Origin of the sequence: Variovorax sp. CF313 (assembly GCF_000282635.1) — a bacterium.
Taxonomy (GTDB): Bacteria; Pseudomonadota; Gammaproteobacteria; order Burkholderiales; family Burkholderiaceae_C; genus Variovorax.
On record NZ_AKIW01000068.1, the window covers coordinates 79396 to 99487 of the forward strand.

Annotated in this window: 16 protein-coding genes; 10 read left to right on the forward strand and 6 right to left on the reverse strand. The window is 67.8% G+C overall.

Features of this window, described 5'->3' with window-relative positions; all coding sequences use genetic code 11:
• Positions 1-12: 12 nt before the first annotated feature.
• Together PMI12_RS16380 and PMI12_RS16385 are read right to left on the reverse strand one after the other, a co-directional pair.
• Complete coding sequence (locus PMI12_RS16380; RefSeq protein WP_007834586.1) at positions 13-3033, reverse strand: PAS domain-containing protein; 3021 nt, start codon at positions 3031-3033, stop codon at positions 13-15.
• Between the two features lie 61 nt (positions 3034-3094).
• Positions 3095-3991, reverse strand: a complete 897-nt coding sequence (locus PMI12_RS16385; RefSeq protein ID WP_007834588.1) for a LysR family transcriptional regulator — start codon at positions 3989-3991, stop codon at positions 3095-3097.
• A gap of 69 nt (positions 3992-4060) precedes the next feature.
• Between PMI12_RS16385 and PMI12_RS16390 the strand changes: the two genes are divergently transcribed.
• The 4 genes from PMI12_RS16390 (at position 4061) to bla (ending at position 9039) form a co-directional block, all read left to right on the forward strand.
• Positions 4061-5512 (forward strand): amidase, encoded by a 1452-nt coding sequence (locus PMI12_RS16390; RefSeq protein ID WP_042673589.1) that lies wholly within the window; start codon positions 4061-4063, stop codon positions 5510-5512.
• A 53-nt stretch (positions 5513-5565) separates the two neighbouring features.
• The gene (locus tag PMI12_RS16395) at positions 5566-6537 is read left to right on the forward strand and encodes a tripartite tricarboxylate transporter substrate-binding protein (RefSeq protein WP_007834591.1); all 972 of its coding nucleotides are present in this window, start codon (positions 5566-5568) and stop codon (positions 6535-6537) included.
• A gap of 4 nt (positions 6538-6541) precedes the next feature.
• On the forward strand, positions 6542-8023 hold the full coding sequence (locus PMI12_RS16400; protein ID WP_237726104.1) for an MFS transporter: 1482 nt from the start codon (positions 6542-6544) through the stop codon (positions 8021-8023).
• A gap of 128 nt (positions 8024-8151) precedes the next feature.
• Positions 8152-9039: a class A beta-lactamase gene (bla, locus tag PMI12_RS16405; RefSeq protein WP_007834596.1), complete on the forward strand. Its 888-nt coding sequence runs from the start codon at positions 8152-8154 to the stop codon at positions 9037-9039.
• Positions 9040-9046: 7 nt separating this feature from the next.
• Here the strand turns inward: bla and PMI12_RS16410 are convergent, their stop codons facing one another.
• A complete protein-coding gene (locus PMI12_RS16410) occupies positions 9047-10078 on the reverse strand; it encodes a LacI family DNA-binding transcriptional regulator (protein WP_007834597.1) in 1032 nt (343 codons plus the stop codon).
• Between the two features lie 183 nt (positions 10079-10261).
• On the opposite strand from PMI12_RS16410, the gene PMI12_RS16415 reads away from it, so the two are divergent.
• The 3 genes from PMI12_RS16415 to PMI12_RS16425 are packed head-to-tail and all read left to right on the forward strand — an operon-like array spanning position 10262 to position 14129.
• Complete coding sequence (locus PMI12_RS16415; RefSeq protein ID WP_007834598.1) at positions 10262-11614, forward strand: GntP family permease; 1353 nt, start codon at positions 10262-10264, stop codon at positions 11612-11614.
• A gap of 10 nt (positions 11615-11624) precedes the next feature.
• Positions 11625-13175 (forward strand): gluconokinase, encoded by a 1551-nt coding sequence (gene gntK / locus PMI12_RS16420; protein ID WP_007834599.1) that lies wholly within the window; start codon positions 11625-11627, stop codon positions 13173-13175.
• Positions 13176-13205: 30 nt separating this feature from the next.
• A complete protein-coding gene (locus PMI12_RS16425) occupies positions 13206-14129 on the forward strand; it encodes an AraC family transcriptional regulator (RefSeq protein WP_237726105.1) in 924 nt (307 codons plus the stop codon).
• Positions 14130-14132: 3 nt separating this feature from the next.
• On the opposite strand, the gene trhA is transcribed toward PMI12_RS16425, so the two are convergent.
• Together trhA and PMI12_RS16435 are read right to left on the reverse strand one after the other, a co-directional pair.
• The gene (gene trhA, locus PMI12_RS16430) at positions 14133-14756 is read right to left on the reverse strand and encodes a PAQR family membrane homeostasis protein TrhA (RefSeq protein ID WP_007834601.1); all 624 of its coding nucleotides are present in this window, start codon (positions 14754-14756) and stop codon (positions 14133-14135) included.
• Positions 14757-14772: 16 nt separating this feature from the next.
• Entirely contained in the window at positions 14773-16215 is a 1443-nt protein-coding gene (locus tag PMI12_RS16435) for a glycerophosphodiester phosphodiesterase family protein (protein ID WP_007834603.1), read from the reverse strand.
• Between the two features lie 207 nt (positions 16216-16422).
• Here PMI12_RS16435 and PMI12_RS16440 point away from each other — a divergent pair, with 207 nt between their 5' ends.
• Genes PMI12_RS16440 through PMI12_RS16450 form a run of 3 tightly spaced genes read left to right on the forward strand, consistent with a single transcriptional unit; the run spans position 16423 to position 18122 of the window.
• Positions 16423-17142 carry an RNA polymerase sigma factor gene (locus tag PMI12_RS16440; protein WP_007834610.1) on the forward strand — a complete coding sequence of 240 codons (720 nt, stop codon included), beginning with the start codon at positions 16423-16425 and terminating at the stop codon, positions 17140-17142.
• Positions 17143-17166: 24 nt separating this feature from the next.
• Complete coding sequence (locus PMI12_RS16445) at positions 17167-17736, forward strand: ferritin-like domain-containing protein (RefSeq protein WP_007834612.1); 570 nt, start codon at positions 17167-17169, stop codon at positions 17734-17736.
• Between the two features lie 41 nt (positions 17737-17777).
• Complete coding sequence (locus tag PMI12_RS16450; protein ID WP_007834613.1) at positions 17778-18122, forward strand: c-type cytochrome; 345 nt, start codon at positions 17778-17780, stop codon at positions 18120-18122.
• 73 nt (positions 18123-18195) lie between these two features.
• Here PMI12_RS16450 and PMI12_RS16455 read toward each other — a convergent pair whose 3' ends face one another.
• A complete protein-coding gene (locus PMI12_RS16455) occupies positions 18196-19959 on the reverse strand; it encodes an IlvD/Edd family dehydratase (RefSeq protein WP_007834614.1) in 1764 nt (587 codons plus the stop codon).
• Positions 19960-20092: the final 133 nt, after the last annotated feature.

A 20092-nucleotide genomic window follows, 5' to 3' on the forward strand; every position in this document is an offset into this window, starting at 1 on the left:
TCTATCGCCGCGTCATTTCCGCTTTCCCTCGACGGGCTGTGGCGCCACCTGGAAGTTGTTGCGGCCCGCCCCCTTGGCCTGGTAGAGCATCTCGTCGGCCTGCCTGATGAGCGCGGCAGCCGTTGCGGTGCCGCCTTGGTAGAACGCCACGCCGATGCTCGTGCTGATGGAGATCGTCCGCTGTTCGGTGGTGAACGGCACCTGCATGGCCTTGATCAACTTCGAGGCGGCGGAAACCGCGGCGTCCCCATTGGACAGGCCCTCCATGATTACCGTGAACTCGTCGCCGCCCAGGCGCGCGCGGACGTCGCTGGAGCGCAGCGCCTGCGACAACCTGCCCGCGAAGCCCCGCAGAAGCTCGTCTCCCGTCTGGTGGCCGAACCGATCGTTGATCTGCTTGAATCCATCGATGTCCAGGTACATCAGCGCCATCAATGCACCGGGGCCTCGCGCACGCTCCATCGCCTGCGCCAGGCGCACCTCGAATCCCGCGCGATTGGCAAGACCGGTGAGAGGATCGATCTGCGCCAGGTTCACCAGGCGCTTCTCCTCGAGCTTTTGCCGCGTGATGTCGGTGATCACGGCATGGAAGCCGACGATGGCCTCGTCGTTCACTGCAGGTTGCGGGATGTACTGGGCTTCGTAGCAGTAGTAGGCGTCGCTCTTGTCGATCTCGCTCTGGAAGGTGACGACCTCGCCGGCCAGGGCCGCGCGGATGTGCGGTTGCACGGCCTCGTAGGCGGGCTCGCCCAGGAGCTCTTTCACGGTGTGCCCCTCGATCTGGTCGCGGGAGAGTCCGAACCCGCGCTCGTAGGCCAGGTTGTTGAATCGATAGCGCTCCTCCGCATCGATGTAGGCGACACGCATCGGCAGTGCGTCGGCCACCGTGCGCAGGCGCGCCTCGCTTTCCTGGAGGGCTTCCTCCGCCTCGTGGTGCGCGGTGATGTCGCTGTCCAGCGTATAGAGGCCGATCACTTCGCCGCGTTCGTCGCGCTCGGGAACCAGCGTGGCCTGGATATCGCGGCGCCCGCCAGGCGTTGCCAGCCTGCGCTCGTAAGTGACCTGGCGCCCGGCCAGAGCGGCGCGCATGTGCGGCTCCATCTGTGCCCACGCTTCATTGCCGTAGAACTCGCGCAGGCTCAGGCCGAGCAGTTGTTCGGGCTGGACGCCGAACCAGTCCTGATAGGCCTTGTTGACGAAGCGCATCCGCAGGTCGCGGTCCAGGTAGGAGACCAGCGCCGGCAGGTGGTCCGTCACCATGCGCAGGCGATGCTCGCTCTCGCGCAGCGCCCGCTCCGCGGCCTTGGCCGCCGAAATGTCGCGCATCAGCCCCGAGAAATACTCCACCTTGCCATGCTTGTCGCGATGCGCGATCACCATGTGGCTGGCCGGAAACTCGTTGTGCTCGGCGTCCCACACCATCGATTCGCCCACCCAGACGCCGGTCTTGACCGCGGTGGGCACCACCTCCGACCGGAACCTTTCCATCGTCTCCGGCGGATTGAAGTCGGCCGCGCTGAACTGTTCGATGGGGGCGTCGAGGGCCAGCCCCGTGCGGCGGCGCGCGGCCGGGTTCATGTAGATGAGCCGCCCCGCCGCGTCGAGCTGGACGATGTAGTCGGTCGTCATGTCGAAGATGGCCGTCAACGTGCGAAGTGCCCGTTCGGCCCGCGTGCGCTCGGTGATGTCGGTCACCGTTCCCACGTGGCCGAGGACGCGGCCTTCGGCGAGCACAGGCCGGCTTCTCAATGCCACCAGCACCTGGGTTCCATCCCTGCGATGGAGCCGGCGTGTGGCGCTCAACGGCGCGGCCGTGCTGACGACACGAACCCAGTCCTGGCGAACCGTCTCTCGAATCTCCTCGCGCACGAGCGTGAGCCAGCCTTCTTCGGCGTCCTTCCGCTCGAGCCCGTGGATCGCCAGGTACTCGTCGTTCACGTAGGTCATGCGCCCGTCGCTGTCGCAACGGAACAATCCCACGGGTGATGCATCGGTGACCGCCGCCATCTCGAGCCGCTGCTCGCGCAGGTCGGCCATCAGTGCATCGAACTCGCGTGCCAGGTCCCCGCGCTCGTCGTTGGCGACGACGTCGAGTCTTACCTCGCTGTCCGGCGAACGGCGCAGGGTGCGGATCGCGCCGCTCAACGCCTCCAGGGGGCGCATGACCCACGCAGTCCCCAGCCAGACCAGGAGCGCGCAGCCCAGACCCAGCCCGATCAATTGCAGCAGCAGGTTGCGCCTTGCCTTTTCCAGTGGTGCGTAGGCGATGCGCGCAGGCACGATCAGGCGCAGTTCCCAGTCGGCACTGGGCACGGCGGCGCGCGTTGCCATGTCGCTTTCGGTACCGCCGTTGAAGGCGACTGCGACTGCGGTTGCGGGCTTGAGCAGCAGGTTCGCATCGGGGTGCATGACGATCTGCGGAGACTGGCCGCGCGTGACGATCATGTAGTGGCCGCCCCGGCCGATGGTGGCGCGGCTGAGATCGCCAAGCACGTTGGCGCGCTGCAGGTTCAGCGCCGCGCCGAGCACGCCGGCGAGGCGACCATCGGGGTCTTTGACGGGGACCGCCATGACGACCGCGGGCTGTTGGGTGCTCTTCGTGAGCAGGGGCGCAGAGATCGCGGGCTGGCCCATGTCGCGCACGCGCCGGAAGTAGTCGCGGTCGCCGACGTTCGAAGGCCGGCTGGTGGGCGGGTCGATGGCGACGATGGCGCCGTCCAGTGTCGCCAGCGCGGCGTTGTCGAACATCGTGCGCAGGTCCTCGTCGGCAAGGAAACGCTGCTGTGCCGCGGGGTCCGCGAAGCCATGCAGGCTGAGTTCCCGGGCCGCACGCGCCAAGGCTGCCAGATGGATTTCGAGCTTGTAGTCGAGATCCGCCGCTGCGCTGTCGGTCAGTGCCTGCTGCTGCTCGCGCATCAGGTTGAGGTACTCGCTGGACAGGCTCCGGTACTGCCACCAGCCAGCCACACCGACCAGCGTGAGTACGAGCGCTGTGATCAGCAGTGCTGTCTTTGTTCTTAGCTTGAGCCGCACTTGGTTTCCTCCGCCACCACGGTGCCGGCGGCCGCATGGTTCGATGATAGCAACGGCTTTTTCACGGCTGCCGCAACGCCGCGCGCGCGCACGCCAGAAACGGCTTGATGAGCGGACTGTCCCAATCGCTGCGCCAGCACGCGGCGATGTCCATCGTCGCGTCGATGCCGCGAAAGGGGCGGAACACCACGCCCGGGGGGCGGCCGATCTGGGCGCAGGCAGGCAGGATGGCCACGCCCTTGCCCGCCAGGACAAGCGCCAATGCGGACACCATGGTTTCGACCCGCAGCGCAATCGGCATGTTGACCTCGTGCCTGCGCAGCATCGACGTGACGACGGATTTGTCGATGTCGCCTTCCGGAACGGGAAGGCCGATCAGAGGCATGCCGGAGAGGCGCGCCAGTGGAATGCTGGACATCCGTGCCAACGGCGAATCCGATCGCACGGCAAGCAGCAGCGGCTGGGTGCCGATGCGTTCGATCGCAATGCCTGGCTGTGCAATCGGTGGGATGCAGATCGCGACCGAAACGTCCGAGTCGGTGATGGCCTCTACGTTGTTGACGGCGTTCAGCTCCACGTACTGGATCTCCACGTCCGGAAGCCTCAGCCGAAGCTCGTTTTCCAGCCGTGGCAGCACCAGGTAGGACAGCACGACCATGGTTCCGACCGCGAGTCGCCCTCTGCTGCCCGAGCCCACGGCGCGCGCGGCGTCGAATCCTTCGTTGGCGAGCAGCAACGCCTCCTTGGCGCGCTGGAAGAGGGCATTTCCCGCGTCGGTGATTTCCATGCCGCGCGCTGCCCTGCGGAACAAGGGCGCGCCGATGGCCGCTTCCAGGTTCTTGATGTGAACAGACAGCGGCGGCTGGGCCATGTTGAGCCGCCGCGCCGCCTTGCCGACGCTGCGCTCCTCTGCAACGGCCACGAAGTAGCGAAGCGATCTAAGGTCGGGTGTAGCCATACGCTGTGCATATGCCTTTTCTGGAAAACAGTATTGGACGCAATGTTGCCGCGTATCAATCATCTGCGCATGAAGAATTTTCCGCGCCTTCCAAGGTCCGAGATCTGCGAGATGTCCGCGTCGGCGATGCGCACGCTGGTCGCGCAGCGCGAACTCTCCCCGGTGGAGATCGTCGACGAGGTGCTGCGCCGCGCCGATGTGCTCCAGCCGCACTTGAACTGCTTCATCACTCTGTGCCACGACGAGGCGACGGAACAGGCCCGGAAGGCCGAGCAGGCGATCATGAGAGGCGACGCCGTGGGGGCACTGCACGGCTTGCCGTTCACCGTGAAGGACATCGTCGACACCGCGAACGTCAGGACTACCTACGGATCGCTGCTGCATCGCGATCACGTGCCCGCGCACGACGCCGTGGCCGTGGCGCGCATGCGCGAGGCGGGCGGCATCCTCATCGGCAAGACGACCTCGTCGGAGTTCGGTGCCAAGTGCATGACCGACGCGCCACTCTTCGGCAGCACGCGCAATGCATGGGATCCGACGCGCACCAGCGGCGGCTCCAGCGGCGGAGCCGCCGCGTCGATGGCGGCAGGCATCGCGCCGCTGGCCATCGCGACCGACGGGGGCGGCTCCACCCGCATTCCCGCGGCGTGCAACGGCGTGGTCGGGCTGAAGCAGAGCCTGGGCGTGGTTCCGCACAGCCAAGTGCAGGACGCGTTCGGCAATTACACCTACGTGACGCCCACCACGCGCAACGTCGGCGACACGGCGCTCATGCTGCAGGCAATGACCGGCGCCCACGGTTCGGACCCCTGGTCGCTGGGCGTGCCGGCCCGACGCTACTTCGACGACCTGCAGCCTGGCGGCGACCTGCGCGGCAAGCGCGTCCTTTTCAGTGCGACCCCGGCGGGGCGGCCGATTGCCGCCGACGTCGCCGCCGCATTCGAGGCCGCCCTTGCAACCCTGCGGTCGATGGGCGCGGACCTGGAGGAGATGACGGGCGAGGGCTATGACGTCGAGCCGGTGTGGCGCGTGATCAACCACACGAGCTGGCGAGGCCGGTTCGCTCCGCTGGCCGAGGCGCATGCCGACCGGTTGAGTCCGTCGCTGCTGCAGCAGCTGGCGCTGGCGGAGCACGTCGACGGGGTCGCCTTCCAACAGGCCATGTTCGCGAGGACCGCGCTCTTTCGCAAAGTCCAGGCGCAACTGGAGACGCACGACTTCATCTTCACGCCGACTCTTTCGCGCACGGCGCTGCCGATCGACCAGGACCTCTTCGGCAGCATCGAGATCGACGGCAGGGAATTTGCAGAGCTGCGGCCCAACTGGTTCCCCTGGACGATGCCGTTCAACCTTACCGGGCACCCCGCCATCAGCCTGCCGTGCGGCGCGGGCCGCGACGGATTGCCCATCGGCATGCAACTCGTCGGCGGCTTCCGCGAAGACCTGCAGTTGCTGCAGGCCGCGGCGGCTTTCGAGGCCAACCACCGGCCGGCCAATCCGCTGCCGGTCCTGGCCTTCTGAGCACGCCATTTCTCTTCCTGTTTTTCGTCAATCAACCTTGCGGGTACCTCACCATGACCTCGTTTCCAAAGACACTCGTGCTCAGTGCGCTGGTCGCCCTGGGCGGAAGCTTCGCGCATGCTGACAACAACGCGCCCATCAGGCTGATCGTGGGCTTTCCACCGGGTGGCGCGCTCGACAACCTGGCACGCTCGGTGGCCGAGGACTTGCGCACGGCGCTCAAGGAACCGGTGCTGGTGGAGAACCGGCCCGGCGCGTCGACCCGCATTTCCATCGAAGCGGTCAAGGCGTCGCGGCCTGACGGGCGCACCATCCTGATCGGCGCGACGCCGCCGTTCGTGTTCTTTCCGATGACTTATGCGCGGCTGAACTACGACGTCGACAAGGACTTCATTCCTGTTGCCCACCTCGCCAACGTGCCCAGCGTCATCTCCACCGGCGCGGGCCAGCCGTACAGGACGGTTCCCGAATACGTGGCGTGGATCAGGAAGAACCCCGGTCAGGCCAGCGTGGGCATGACCAACCTCGGGGGCGGGCTTCACTTCAGCGTGCTGCAGCTGTCCAAGGCCATCGGCGTGCCTCTGACGGCGGTCACCTACAGGGGCGGGGCGCCGCTGGCGACCGACATCATCGGCGACCACGTGCCGGTCGGCACCGACGCGCTGGCCAGCCAGCTCGAGCTGCACCGTTCCGGAAAGCTGCGCATCCTGGGCGTCGCAGGAACGAAGCGGCTGAGCTGGCTGCCCGACGTTCCGACGATCAAGGAAGCGGGCTACGACGCGTTCGACCGGGCCAACGCCGCCTATGCCGCGTTCGTGCCGGCGGGCACGCCGAAGGAAGTTGTGGCGAAGCTCGAAAGCGCGTTCCTGGCCGCGATTCGCAGCCCGCGGGTGCGCGGGCAACTCGATCACATGGGCCTCGAGCCGACGGGGCTTCCCGGCGCGGAAGTGACCCGGGTGATGAACGAAGACCGCGAGTACTGGCGCCCCATCGTCAAGGCCTCGGGATTCAAGAGCGAAGACTGAACCGGTGGCAGCCGCATTCATCGCCGGTTCTTCGCGTGCAGAGGCGGCTGCCGACGACGAGGACAGGGCCGGATGGGCCGTGCTCGCCGCGGCATGCCTCGGCGCGCTGCTGTGCTTCCTGAATCTCAGCGCGCTCAACGTGGTGCTGCCCGCGGTGGGGCGCAGCCTGCAGGCCTCGCCGGCGCAGGCGAGCTGGATCCTGCTGTCCTACATGCTCGTGAGCACCGTGTGCATCCTCAGCTTCGGAAGGCTCGCCGACCTGTGGGGGCGGCGGCACCTGTTCCTGGCGGGGCTGGGCCTCTTCGTGACCGCCTGTGCAGCCTGTGCCGTCGCGACGAGCGCGGAAACGATGCTTGTCTTCCGCATCTGCCAGGCCGTGGGCGCCGCGGGCGTCATGGCCAACACCAGCGCCCTGGTGGGCGATGCGTTCGGCCGCCGCAGGATGGGGCTCGCCCTGGGTGTGCTCGCGATGGTGGCCGCGCTGGCCCAGGTCGCCGGCCCGCTGGCGGGCGGCTTCATCATGTCGTGGTGGGGATGGCGGGTTCTCTTCATGCTCAATGTCCCGGTCGGCCTGTGCGTCCTGGCATGGTCGTGGCGGATCCTCCCGAAGACGGCGGCGGTCCGTGCCGAGCGCTTCGACATGGCCGGCGCCGCGTTGTCTCTGGCCGGGATCGGATGCGTCACCTATGCGCTCTCGCTGGCGGGGAGCCACGGCTGGGCCAGCATGTCGGTATGGGGCTTCCTGCTCGCGGGCGGCGCGGGAATCCTGTCGTTCGCCCGGCTTCAGCGGCGCGTGGCCAGTCCGCTGGTCGACCCCGAACTCTTCGGCGACCTGCGACGCCGCACCGCCTACATATGCATCCTGCTGCTGTCGATGACGCAGGCGGCGCCTCTTTTGCTGATAGCGCTGTATCTGCAGGCATGCACGGCCCTGTCTGCCTCGGATGTCGGGCTGCGCGTGGCGCCTGTGGCCCTCGGGATGCTGGTGGCCGCGCCCGTGGCCGGCGGCCTGCTGCAGCGCTTCAGGCCCGAATCGATCTGCATGGCTGCGATGCTGCTTGCCGCAGGCGCGCTGGCGCTGCTGGCCGCGCTGCTGCAGCCGGCGATCGGTGCCGGGCAGCTTGCCATGTGCCTGCTGATGCTCGGCTGCGGCATAGGGAGTTTCGTGACGCCCAACAACGCGTCGATCCTGCAGAGCGTGCGTCCCCAGCGCCGGGGCATCGCCAACGGCGTGCGCTCGACGCTCCAGAACGCGGGAATCATGGTAGGCACAGCGCTGACGCTGGGCGTGGCGATGGCGCAACTGCCCGAGGACTCGCAGCGAATGATCCTGGGACACAGCGGTACAGGCCTTTCGGCCTTGGACGTTGCGCTGCTCACCCGGGGCGCGAGGTACGCGCTGCTCATGCTCGCGTTGTGCTGCGTGTCGGGAGCAGTGCTGATCGCGAAGACATGCCTTCGGCCCGCGCCGCCGCCGCCGGCCTGAAGCCGCTCGGCGCCGTTACAGCAGATACACCCGGGACGCGGAACGTCGCCGGGCGGCTGGATCGCCGGGAGGGGCGCTCCTAGGATTCGCTTCGTCCCATCCACACGCCGAATGAAAGAGAAGACGAAATGAATCCTCCCATCCAGCGCCGCAGCCTGTTGCTCGCGGCCTCCGTCCTGCCGCTCGCCGGCGCATGCACCGCGTGGTCCCGAGCGGGATCGCCGTCTTCGGCCGAGGCGCAGCTCGCCGAGCTCGAACGCGCTTCGGGCGGCCGCCTGGGCGTGGCCGGCTTCCACACCGGCCGCGGTGCGCGCATCCAGCACCGGGCGCACGAGCGCTTTCCGCTGTGCAGCACCTTCAAGCTGATGCTGGCGGCGGCCGTGCTCGAACGCAGCGCGAAAGACGCCAGCCTGCTCGCGCGGCGCATCGGCTACGGCAAGGCCGACCTCGTCTCCTGGTCGCCCATCACCGAGAAGCACGTGGCCGACGGCATGACGGTCGCCGAGCTCTGCGCCGCCACCGTGCAGTACAGCGACAACGCCGCCGCCAACCTGCTGCTGAAGATGCTGGGCGGCCCGGCCACCGTCACCGCCTTTGCGCGCGGCATCGGCGACCAGGCCTTCAGGCTCGACCGCACGGAGCCCGAGCTCAACACCGCAATTCCCGGCGACCTGCGCGACACCACCACGCCCGCGGCGATGTCCGACAGCGTGCAGCGGCTGGCGCTGGGCGACGCGCTGGGCACGGCGCAGCGCGACCAGCTGACAACCTGGCTGCTGGGCAACACCACGAGCGCCGAGCGTTTCCTGGCGGGCGTGCCGGCCGGCTGGAAGGTGGGCGACAAGACCGGCTCGGGCTCCTACGGCAGCACCAACGACGTCGGCGTGCTGTGGCCGCCGGCCGGTGCCCCGGTGGTGCTGTCGGTGTACCTGACCTTTCCGCAGAAGGACGCGAAGGGACGCAGCGACGTCATTGCATCGGCAACGCGCATCGTGGTGGCTGCGCTGGCGGGCTGAGGCGCCCTCAGCTGCTTTGCCGCACCACCAGTTCGAACCCCATGTCCACCATCGGTTCGTTCACCGGCTCGCCGCGCATCAGTGCCAGCAGCATCGAGGCGGCGCGCATGCCGATCTCCTTGCGCGGCGTGCGCACGCTGGTCAATGGCGGCAGCATCTGGTCGCTGCCGTCGAGGTCGTTGAAGCCTGCGATCGCCACGCGCTGCGGTACCGCGACGCCGGTGCGCAGCGCGGCGAGCAGACCTCCCTGCGCAAGGTCGTCGTTGCAATAGAAGATCGCGTCGACGTCCGGGTGGCGGGCGAGCAGGTCTTCGAACTGCCGTCCGCCGAGCGCCATGGACGTCGGACCCGGCGTGAGCAGTTCGAGCTGCGGGTCGTGGCAGCCCGCCGCACGCAGCGATTGCCGATAGCCTTCGAGCCGCTGCATCACCCGCGGATCGAGCTGGCCCGCCGCATAGGCGATGCGCCGGCGGCCGCGCTGCAGCAGATGCTCGGTGAGCGCACGGGCCGCATCCTGCTGGGAGAGCCCCACGCTGTAGGTGCCCGGTGCCGGCGAGGTTTCCATGAGGTGCACGCAGGGCACGTCGCTTTCTTCCAGCATGCGCGAGGCGGCCGCGCTGCGGTCGAGGCCGGTCAGCAGCAGCCCGGCGGGGCGCTGCGAGAGATAGCTGCGCAGCAGCGCTTCTTCCTGCGCGAGGTCGTAGTGCGTCACACCGATCAGCGACTGGAAACCCGAAGGCGCCAGCGTGTCCTGCACTGCCTCGAGCAAATCGACGAACAGGGCGTTCGTCAGCGACGGGATCAGCACCGCGACATGGGAGCTGCGGGCCGAAGCCAGCGCGCGCGCGGCAACGTTGGGCACGTAGCCGAGTTCGTCCACCGCGGCCTGCACGCGGGCCTGCAGGTCCGGCGCCACGTTGCGTGCTCCACGCAGCGCGCGGGACACGGTGATCGGGCTGACGCCGGACACCCGGGCCACGTCGTCGAGCGTGACGCGGCTGGAAGAACGGGAGCGGGGGCGTTCGGAGGTGTCGGCCATTTTATTGGGGTTAATACCAGTATTTAATTGGACAGCGCAGTCCTAGGATAGCGCTATCCCAGCCCTGGGCCATCGGCACAAACCCGGTTCGATCGCCCTGCGGCTGATTTTTTCGATCTTTGAGGATAGCGCTATCCCAAAAATGCCTGGCCACCCCCTTGCAGCCAGGATCCTGGAGACAACATGTTCGGTTTAAGCAAAGAGGTGTTCCTGCTGGTCGATGCCCTGGCAGCGATCCTCGGGCTCATCCTTCTGATCACGCGCTGGCGCGTGCATCCCTTCATCGCGTTGACGCTGGCCGCAGGTTTCCTGGGCCTGACCTCGGGCATGCCCGTGGCGCTGGTGATGAAGTCCTTCCAGGACGGCTTCGGCGGCGTGCTGGGCTTCGTGGGCATCGTGCTGGGCCTGGGCACCATGCTCGGCAAGATGATGGCCGAGTCGGGCGGCGCCGACCGCATCGCGCGCACGCTGGTCGGCGCCTTCGGCCGCGAGCGGGTGCACTGGGCGATGATGTTCGCGGCCTTCCTGGTCGGCATTCCGCTGTTCTTCGAGATCGGCTTCGTGCTGCTGATCCCGCTGGTCTTCATCGTGGCGCGGCGCACCGGCGTATCGCTGATCCGCATCGGCATCCCGCTGCTGGCCGGCCTCTCGGTGGTGCACGGCCTCGTGCCGCCGCACCCAGGGCCGCTGCTGGCCATCGGCGTGTTCAACGCCGACATCGGCAAGACCATCTTCTACGGCCTGCTCGTCGGCCTGCCCACGGCGATGATCGCGGGCCCGATCTTCGGCAAGTTCATCTCGAAGTACGTGCCGGGCGAGGCTTCGCCCGAGCTGATGGCGCAGCTGGCGCACGAGCCCGAGGCGCGCGAGCTGCCGGGCTTCGGCATCACGCTGCTCACCGTGCTGCTGCCGGTGGTGCTGATGCTGCTCAAGACCTTCGCCGACGTGGCGCTCGACGAGAAGAACGTCGTGCGGCAGTGGCTGGACTTCATCGGCCATCCGATCACGGCCCTGCTCGCCGCGCTGCTGCTGTCGCTCTACACCTTCGGTACCGCGCGCGGCTTCACGTCGAAGCAGATCATGAAGTTCGTCGACGACAGCCTGGCGCCCACGGCGGCCATCGTGCTCATCATCGGCGCGGGCGGCGGCTTCAAGCAGATGCTGGTGGCCAGCGGCGTGGGCAACGCGATCGGGCAGATGGCGCTGCATGCGCAGATATCGCCGATCCTGCTGGCATGGCTTGTGGCGGGCCTGATCCGCATCGCGACCGGCTCGGCCACGGTGGCGACCATCACGGGCGCGGGCATCGTCGCGCCGCTCGCCACCATGGTGCCGGGCGTGAACCGCGAACTGCTGGTGCTTGCCACCGGCGCGGGCTCGCTGATTCTTTCGCACGTGAACGACGCGGGTTTCTGGCTGGTGAAGCAATACTTCAACATGAGCGTGGCCGAGACTTTCAAGACCTGGACCGTGATGGAAACGCTGATCTCGGTTGTCGCGATCATCTTCATCATGCTGCTCAGCATGGTCGTCTAGGAGAAAGCACATGAACCGCATCGCCATCGGGGTCGACATCGGAACCACCAGCACCAAGGCAGTCGCCTTTTCCACGGCGGGGCGCGTGCTGGCGAACGATGCGGTGGAGTACCCCCTGCTGCAGCCTGAACCCGCGGCCGCGGAGCAGGACCCGGAGCAGATCTACAGGGCCGTGCTGTCGACCATTGCCTCGTGCGTGCGGCAGTGCAAGGCGGCGCCGGGCGATGTGCTGTGCGTGTCGTTCAGCGCAGCCATGCACAGCCTCATCCTGGTGGACGAGCACGGCGCGCCGCTGACGCGCAGCATCACCTGGGCCGACCACCGCAGCGCGGCCTGGGCCGGGCGCATTCGCGCGGAGTGGGAGGGCGACGCGATCTACCACCGTACGGGCACGCCGATCCATCCCATGTCGCCGTTGGCCAAGCTGGTGTGGCTGCGCCACGAGCGCCCGGAGCTTTTCGCGCAGGCCCGGCGCTTCGTCGGCATCAAGGAGTACGTGTTCTTCCGGCTGTTCGGCCGCTGGCTGGTGGACCATTCGATCGCCTCGGCCACCGGGCTCTTCAACATCGGGCAACTCGACTGGGATGCCGGGGCGCTCGCGCTCGCGGGTGTGCGCGCCGAGCAGCTCTCGGATCTCGTGCCCACGACCTGGCACGTGGAGGGATTGGCGGGCGAGACGGCGGCGCAGCTCGGGCTGTCGAGCGACACGCCCTTCGTCGTCGGGGCCAACGACGGCGTGCTTTCCAACCTGGGCGTGAACGCGGTGGCGCCGGGCGAGGTGGCCGTGACCATCGGGACCAGCGGCGCGATGCGCACGGTGATCGACCGCCCGATGACCGACTCCGAAGGCCGCACCTTCTGCTATGCGCTGGCCGACCGGCGCTGGGTGGTCGGCGGGCCGGTGAACAACGGCGGCATCATCCTGCGCTGGGTGCGCGACGAGTTCGCCTCCGCCGAAGCCGAGACCGCCAAGCGACTGGGCATCGACACCTACGAGGTGCTCACGCGCATTGCCGAACGCGTCTCGGCCGGCTCCGAAGGGCTGGTGTTCCATCCCTTCCTGACCGGCGAACGTGCGCCGTACTGGAATGCGGATCTGCGCGGCTCCTTCTTCGGCCTGGGCATCCATCACCGCAAGGAGCACATGATCCGCGCCGTGCTCGAGGGCGTCATCTTCAATCTCTACAGCATCCTGCCCGCGGTCGAATCGATTGCGGGCACGAGCACCAGCATCAAGGCCACAGGCGGTTTTGCGCGCTCGGGTCTGTGGCGCCAGATGATGGCCGACGTGTTCGACCGCGAAGTGGTGGTTCCGGAGAGCTTCGAGAGCTCCTGCCTCGGCGCGGCCGTCCTCGGGCTTTATGCGCTGGGGCACGTCGATTCCCTGGACGTGGTGTCGGGCATGGTGGGCGCCACGCACCGCCACACGCCCAATCCGAAGAACGCGGCGCTCTATCGGCAATTGCTGCCCGTGTACCTCTCCCTGCCGCGCAAGCTCGGCGACGAATACCGCACCCTTGCGAAGTTCCAGCAGCAGGCGGTGCAGCGCACCGGTGACTGAGGCCATTCCTTTCTAGTTGGAGATTCGGTCTTGTTGAACACGATCCCGCCAGCCATCGCCGCCCGACCGCACATGCCCGACACCATGCGCCGCGCGATGCTCCAACGGCCCGGTGCCGACGTGTTCGACAAGAAGACCTCGATCCACTGCGCCGAGTACGCAGCCCGCGACCGGCAGGCCGGCCTGCACGACTACGAACTCCATCTCACGGGGGCCTTGCCAGGGCGCATCCGCGTGAGCGACGGCGTGGACAGGGAGGTGCCGCCGGAGGCGGTCGTTCTTCTGGGCCCCAGGCTGCCGCACAGGCTGGCCATCGAATACCGCACCAGCGGGGCGGCTGAGCAGCCGTGCGGCCTGGTGCTGCGCTTCGGCGACGAACCGCTGCGCCGAGGCATGGCGCTGTTTCCCGAACTCAATGACGCGGGCCCGCTGCTGGCCCGCGCACGGCATGGCGTGCAGTTTCTCGGCCTCGGCGAGGGCACGGTTGGGCGCTTCGGGCGCATTCACGCGCTGCAGGGGCTTGCACGCTTCTCGGAATTCACTGCGCTGTTGAGCGAGCTTGCGCAATGGAACGACTACCGTCTTCTTTGCACGCCGTCGCTGCAGGAAGACGCGCATGACGAGAACGGCCGCGCGACGCGCATCCACACGGCGCTCGACCACATCCGGGAAAACTACGCGGAAGAACTCTCGCTCGCCGAAGTCAGCGCCGTGGTCGGCATGCGCGAGCACACCTTCTCGCGCTGCTTTCGCCGTGCCACGGGACAGACCTTCACCGATGTGGTGATCGGCCTGCGCGTGGACAAGGCCTGCCGGCTGCTGCTGTCCACGCGCCAGCACGTCAGCAGCATCTGCTACGAGGTGGGGTTCAACAACATCTCGAATTTCAACCGGCACTTCCGCAGGCTCAAGGGCATGGCGCCGGGTGAATTCCGCGCCATTGCGCGGGAGTAGGACTTACAGCACGAACCACCCCACCGCCACATAGTGGCTCGCCGTCCCCGCCAGCACGAACAGGTGCCAGGCCCCGTGCGCATGCCGGAAGCCCTGGCGGTTGCGGTAGAACACCGTTCCCGCTGTGTAGAGCACGCCGCCGATCAGCAGCCATGCCAGCCCCGCGCCCTCGAGCCGCGCGGCCAGCGGCACGGCGGCCAGCACACCGAGCCAGCCCATGCCGATATACAGCGCCAGTGATGGCTTCTTCAACGCCTTGCCTCCGGCCGGCATCAGCTCGCGCCAGATGCCGAAAAGCGCCGCGCCCCAGATCGTCGCCAGCAGCAGCCAGCCCCACGGACCTTGCAGCGTGACCAGCGCGAAGGGCGTGTAGGTGCCCGCGATCAGCAGGTAGATCGCGCAATGGTCGGCGCGCTCCCACATGCGCTTGAGCCGGCCGCGCGTGCTGTGGAAGAGCGTGGAGGCCGCATACAGGGCCACGGCCGAGAGCGAGAACACCAGCGCTCCCGCGATGCGCGCGGGATCGCCGGTGGGCACGGTCTTGGCGAGCAGCAGGGCTGTCGCGGGCAATGCGAGCAGCAGGCCCAGCAGGTGGCTGTATCCGTTGAACCGTTCGCCGGGGTACATGCGCTCGCTGCAGGCCTCAGCGGCCCGTTTCCTTCAGGTAGCTCGCGCGCGCCGCGAACGCCGTGTTCGCGAAATCGGAGAACACGCCGTCGATGCCCGCGCGGAAGTACGCGAGGTACTCGGCCGTCGGGTCGCCCTTGTAGACGCCTGCCAGGTACTTGGCCTCGTTGCGGAAGGTGTAGCTGTGCACGAACAGGCCGGCCTTGTGCGCATCGGCGATCAGGCTGGTGGGCTTGATGGTGTTCACATCGGCAAGGCCCTTGCCTGCGACAAAGGGCACGATGGTGTGGGCCATGACCTGTGGCTTCCACGGGCCGATGCCGTCGGCATAGGTCTTCACGTCGGCCAGGCCCGCTGGCGTGAGCATCTCTGCGAACCACTTCGGGTTACCGGCCAGCGTCCAGCTGTAGGGGCGACCGTCGACGAAGGTGTAGACGTCCTTGGTGACGTAGATCATCTCGCCGGTCTGGTAGTTGACGTCGTTGCCGTCCACCAGTTGCACCGCACGGGCCTTCATGCCGGCCGAGCGCAGGTACTTCAGGCTCTCGGGTTCGAAGCTCTGCACGAAGATCGGCGCGTCCTTGCGGTTCAGGTCGTTGAAATTCATGATCTTCAGCAGCGCGTCTTCCAGCGGATGGCTGCCGGCCGGCCCGCAGCCGTTGGCGATGGCCTGGGCGTTGTTCCAGATCGGGTTCTTGGTCTCCGGGTACACGGTGAGCGTGCGGCCGGTGGCTGCGCTCTTGGCCTTGGCGATGTCGATGATTTCCTGGAAGCTCAGGATCGGCAGCTTGCCGTTGAGGTCGGTCGGACGCTGGTCCCTGGCGTCGTAGGTGGTGCCGCGGATCCACTGGCGCAGCTCGTCCATCGTGAAGTCGGTGATCGACCAGTCGTTGGTGTGGTCCTCGCCATCGACGACGAGCGACTTGAGCACCGACTTAGGATCGCTCGGGTCGGTCAGGTCGCTCAGGTACTGGGCCGGGCCGTTGGCCTCGACGGGCGGGTACGTCACGTTCACCAGCACGCCCGGCACGGTGCGCTTGCGGCCCGCGACGGTGGTGTTGGTCTTGGCCACGTCGGCGATGTTGGTGTTGTCGCTGAGCCAGGGGTTGTGCCGCGCGACGAGCACGCAGTCCTTGGTGAGGTGCAGGTCGGTCTCGAGCGAATCGGCACCGGCATCGGCCGCGGCTTCGTAGGCGACCTTGGTTTCCTCGGGGTACAGGCCCGGCAGGCCGCGGTGGCCGATGACCAGCGGGACCGAGCCGTCGAGCGTGCCCAGGGGCGCGGGAGCCGGGGCAGGGGCCGGCGGTGCGGGGGCAGGTGCCGGTGCCGGCGGGAGAACCGGGAACGCGATGCCCCCGCCGTTGCCGCCCCCGCAGGCTGCAATCACGAGGCAGCCGCCGATGGCTGCGATGGCGGCGCGAACCGGGCGTGGCGCGGGCACGGGGACGCTCTTTTTCATATGCGGTCTTCGGGTGTTCGTTGAAAGAGAAACAAAAGCCGCCGGATGCTAGGTCGGGTGCGTGACGCGGCAGTGACCGAGGCCGAAGGCCCAGGCCTCGGGACTGCGAGCGCGGCGCGAACGAATGGCAGACGATGTTCCGAGCGCATCGGAAATAACTGAAACGCAGCGCGAGCCCGCACCATCTAATGGGAAAAGCAGCACACCATGTCCCACACCGCCTCCACACCCGACGCCGCCCCCGAAACCGGGGGTGCATCCGATCGCGAGCTTGCGGCACGCTCCGCACAGGGCGACACGCGGGCTTTCGCGGCCATCATGCGGCGCCACAACCAGCTGCTGTTCCGCACGGCGCGCAGCGTGCTCAAGAGCGACTCCGAGACGGAGGACGCCGTGCAGGAGGCCTATTTGCGCGCGTGGCGGGCCATCGGCACCTTCCGGGACGACGCGCAGCTTTCGACCTGGCTGGTGCGCATCGTCATCAACGAGGCCCTGGGGCGCCTGCGGCGACGAGGGGCGCAGGTGATTCAGCTCGACGGGGCGCACGTTGCCGACGTGGACCCGGACCCGGCGTCGGCGGTGGCCGACGATCCCAACCTGCAACCCGAACATCTGGCCATGCGTGAAGAACTCCGCCTTCTGATGGAGCGCCGCATCGATCGGCTGCCCGATGCCTACCGCACCGTGTTCATGCTGCGGGCGGTCGAGGAAATGAGCGTGGCACAGACGGCGATTGCGCTCGCACTGCCCGAAGCGACCGTGCGCACGCGCTTCTTTCGCGCACGCAGCCTGCTGCGCGAGGGCCTGTCTCGCGACATGGACGTCGCTTTGGGCGACGCCTTCTCATTCGACGGCGCACGTTGCGATCGCATCGTGGCGGGTGTGCTGTCGAGCCTTGTCAACGGGCGGGAATCGCCCCGCTCGTGACGTTCACCCTGCGAGGAAAACAAAATGTCCTTCTTTCAGATGGCTTCCCCCATTGCCGCCCGGCGCATGTTCCTGGGCCGTTCGGGCCTGGCGCTGTCCGGCGCCGCGGTTGCGCTGCTGGCCGGCAAGGACGTGCTGGCCGCCAAGGCCGGCGGCGCGACCGGGAACGATGTGCAGATTCTCAATACCGCGCTGGGCGCGGAGCTGGAAGCCATTGCGGCGTACCAGCTCGGTGCCGAAAGCAAGCTGCTCGAGAAGCCGGTGCTCGACCTGGCGGTGACCTTCCAGGGGCACCACAAGGCGCACGCGGAGCTGCTGGCCCAGACGATCGCCAAGCTCGGCGGCAAGGCCGTTGCGGCAAAGCCGAAGTACGACTTTCCGGCGAACCAGCTGAAGTCGCAGGCGGACGTGCTGCGGTTCGCGGCCAAGCTCGAACAGGGCGCGGTGAGCGCCTACCTGGGGGCCGTGCCGCTGTTTGTGAACCGCGACCTGTCGAAGGCGGCGGCGAGCATCCTCGGCGACGAAGCCATGCATTGGGCCGTGCTGCGCCACGCGCTTGGCGAAGCACCGGTTCCTTCGGCCTTCGTGTCGTGACGCCGCTGCAGCTTCTGGCGGTTGCCGCGCTGTTCTCAAGCATGGCCGCATGGGGCGCCGCGCCCGATGCGGTGCGCGGCGAGCAGATCTACGCGCGCTGCCTGGCGTGCCATGCGCTGGCGACCGACCGGGTCGGGCCCAGGCACTGCGGCCTGTTCGGACGGCTGGCTGGCAGCGTGCCCGGTTTCAGCTATTCGCAGGCCATGAAGAATTCGAAGATCGTGTGGAACGACAAGACACTCGACCGCTTCCTGGCGAAGCCGCTGGCCATGGTGCCCGGAAGCGCCATGACCTATGACGGCGTGCCGGACCCCATGGAGCGGGCGGACCTGATTGCGTACCTGCGGCAGGCGAACGGCAAGCCTCCGTGCACGAACAGCCATTGAAGAAAAGCATCACGCGCGCGTACCCGCGAGCACCGGCTGGAAGAACGCGCCGTCGACGCGCCCCAATCGGCGCTCATGCCCGCGGCACCTTCCCCGCCGTATTCGGCGCACGGAGAAAGTCGAAGTCCACGCCCTTGTCGGCCTGCGTCACGGTCTGGAGGAACAGCTTTCTGTAGCCGCGCTCGGCGGTGGGTTCGACCACTGTCGTCTCCTGCGCGCGGCGCGCCAGTTCATCGTCCGTCACCAGCAGCGAAATCTCGCGCCTTGCCACGCTGAGGCGGATGCGGTCGCCGCTGCGTACGTAGGCCAGTGGGCCGCCGACGGCCGACTCGGGCGTCACGTGCAGCACGATGGTGCCAAAGGCGGTGCCGCTCATGCGGCCGTCGGAGATGCGCACCATGTCCTTCACGCCGGCACGCGCGAGCTTGCGGGGGATGGGGATGTAGCCCGCCTCGGGCATGCCCGGCGCGCCCTTGGGGCCGATGTTCTTGAGCACCAGCACGTCTCGCGGCGCGACGTCGAGCGTGTCGCTGTCGATGCGGGTCACCAGGTCTTCGGCGTTCTCGAACACCACCGCGCGGCCTTCGTGTTCCATCAGCGCCGGGTCGGCGGCCGATTGCTTGATGATCGCGCCGCCCGGCGCCAGGTTGCCCCAGAGCACCGCGATGCCGCCCTGCGGATAGATCGGCCGGGCAGCCGGCCGCACCACGTCCTGCCGAAAGCCGGGGCCCGCGCGCTCGAGCTCCTCACCCAGCGTGCGGCCGGTGACCGTGAGCGCGTCGAGGTGCAGCAGCGGCTTGAGTTCGCGCAGCAGCGTGGCCATGCCGCCCGCGGCGTGGAAGTCTTCCATGTAGTGCTGGCCCGAGGGCTTCAGGTCGAGCAGCACCGGCGTCTCGCGGCCCATGCGGTCGAGCGCGTGCAGGTCGATGTCCAGGCCCATGCGCCCCGCAATGGCCGCGAGGTGCACGATGCCATTGGTCGAGCCGCCGATGGCCAGCAGCACGCGCATCGCGTTCTCGAAGGCGGCGGGGGCCAGCACCTTGTCGATGGTGAGGCGATCGCGTGCCATCTGCACGGCCTGCGCGCCGGTCTGCTCGGCGATGCGGATGCGGTCGGCCGTCACAGCGGGCGGCGAGGCGCCGCCCGGCATCGTCATGCCCAGCGCCTCGGCGATGCAGGCCATGGTGCTGGCCGTGCCCATCACCGAGCAGGTGCCCACGCTCGCGACCAGCTGGTTGTTGACGTCGGCGGTTTCCTCGGCGTCGATCTCGCCCGCGCGGTACTTGCCCCAGTAGCGCCGGCAGTCGGTGCAGGCGCCCACGCGCTCGCCGCGGTGGCTGCCCGTGAGCATCGAGCCGGTGATGAGCTGGATCGACGGCAGGCCCGCCGAGGCCGCGCCCATGAGCTGCGCGGGCACGGTCTTGTCGCAGCCGCCGATCAGCACCACGGCGTCCATGGGCTGCGCGCGCACCATTTCCTCGGTGTCCATGGCCATCAGGTTGCGCAGGTACATGCTGGTGGGCGCGGCGAAGCTCTCGTGCACCGAGATCGTCGGAAAGTCCATCGGCAGTCCGCCCGCGAGCATCACGCCGCGCTTGACGGCCTCGACGAGTTGCGGCGCGTTGCCGTGGCAGGGGTTGTAGGCGCTGCCGGTGTTGGCGATGCCGACCACCGGACGATCAAGTGCGGCATCGGTATAGCCCGCGCCCTTGATGAAGGCCTTGCGCAGGAACAGCGAAAAGCCGCGGTCGCCGTAGCTGGTCAAGCCCTTGCGCATGCCTGCACGGTCCGGGTCCGTGCCGTTGTCGTCATCGGGTTCGAGGGGCAAGGGGGACATGGAAGGGCCTCTGTGTTGCTTGCGTGATCGTATGCCCGTGCCCGGGCAAACCCGATTACCACTTTTTGTTTCAAATCCTTACGATTGGAGCCGGGGATGTTTCCGTGGCATCCCCTTGCGCTGGCGCGCAATT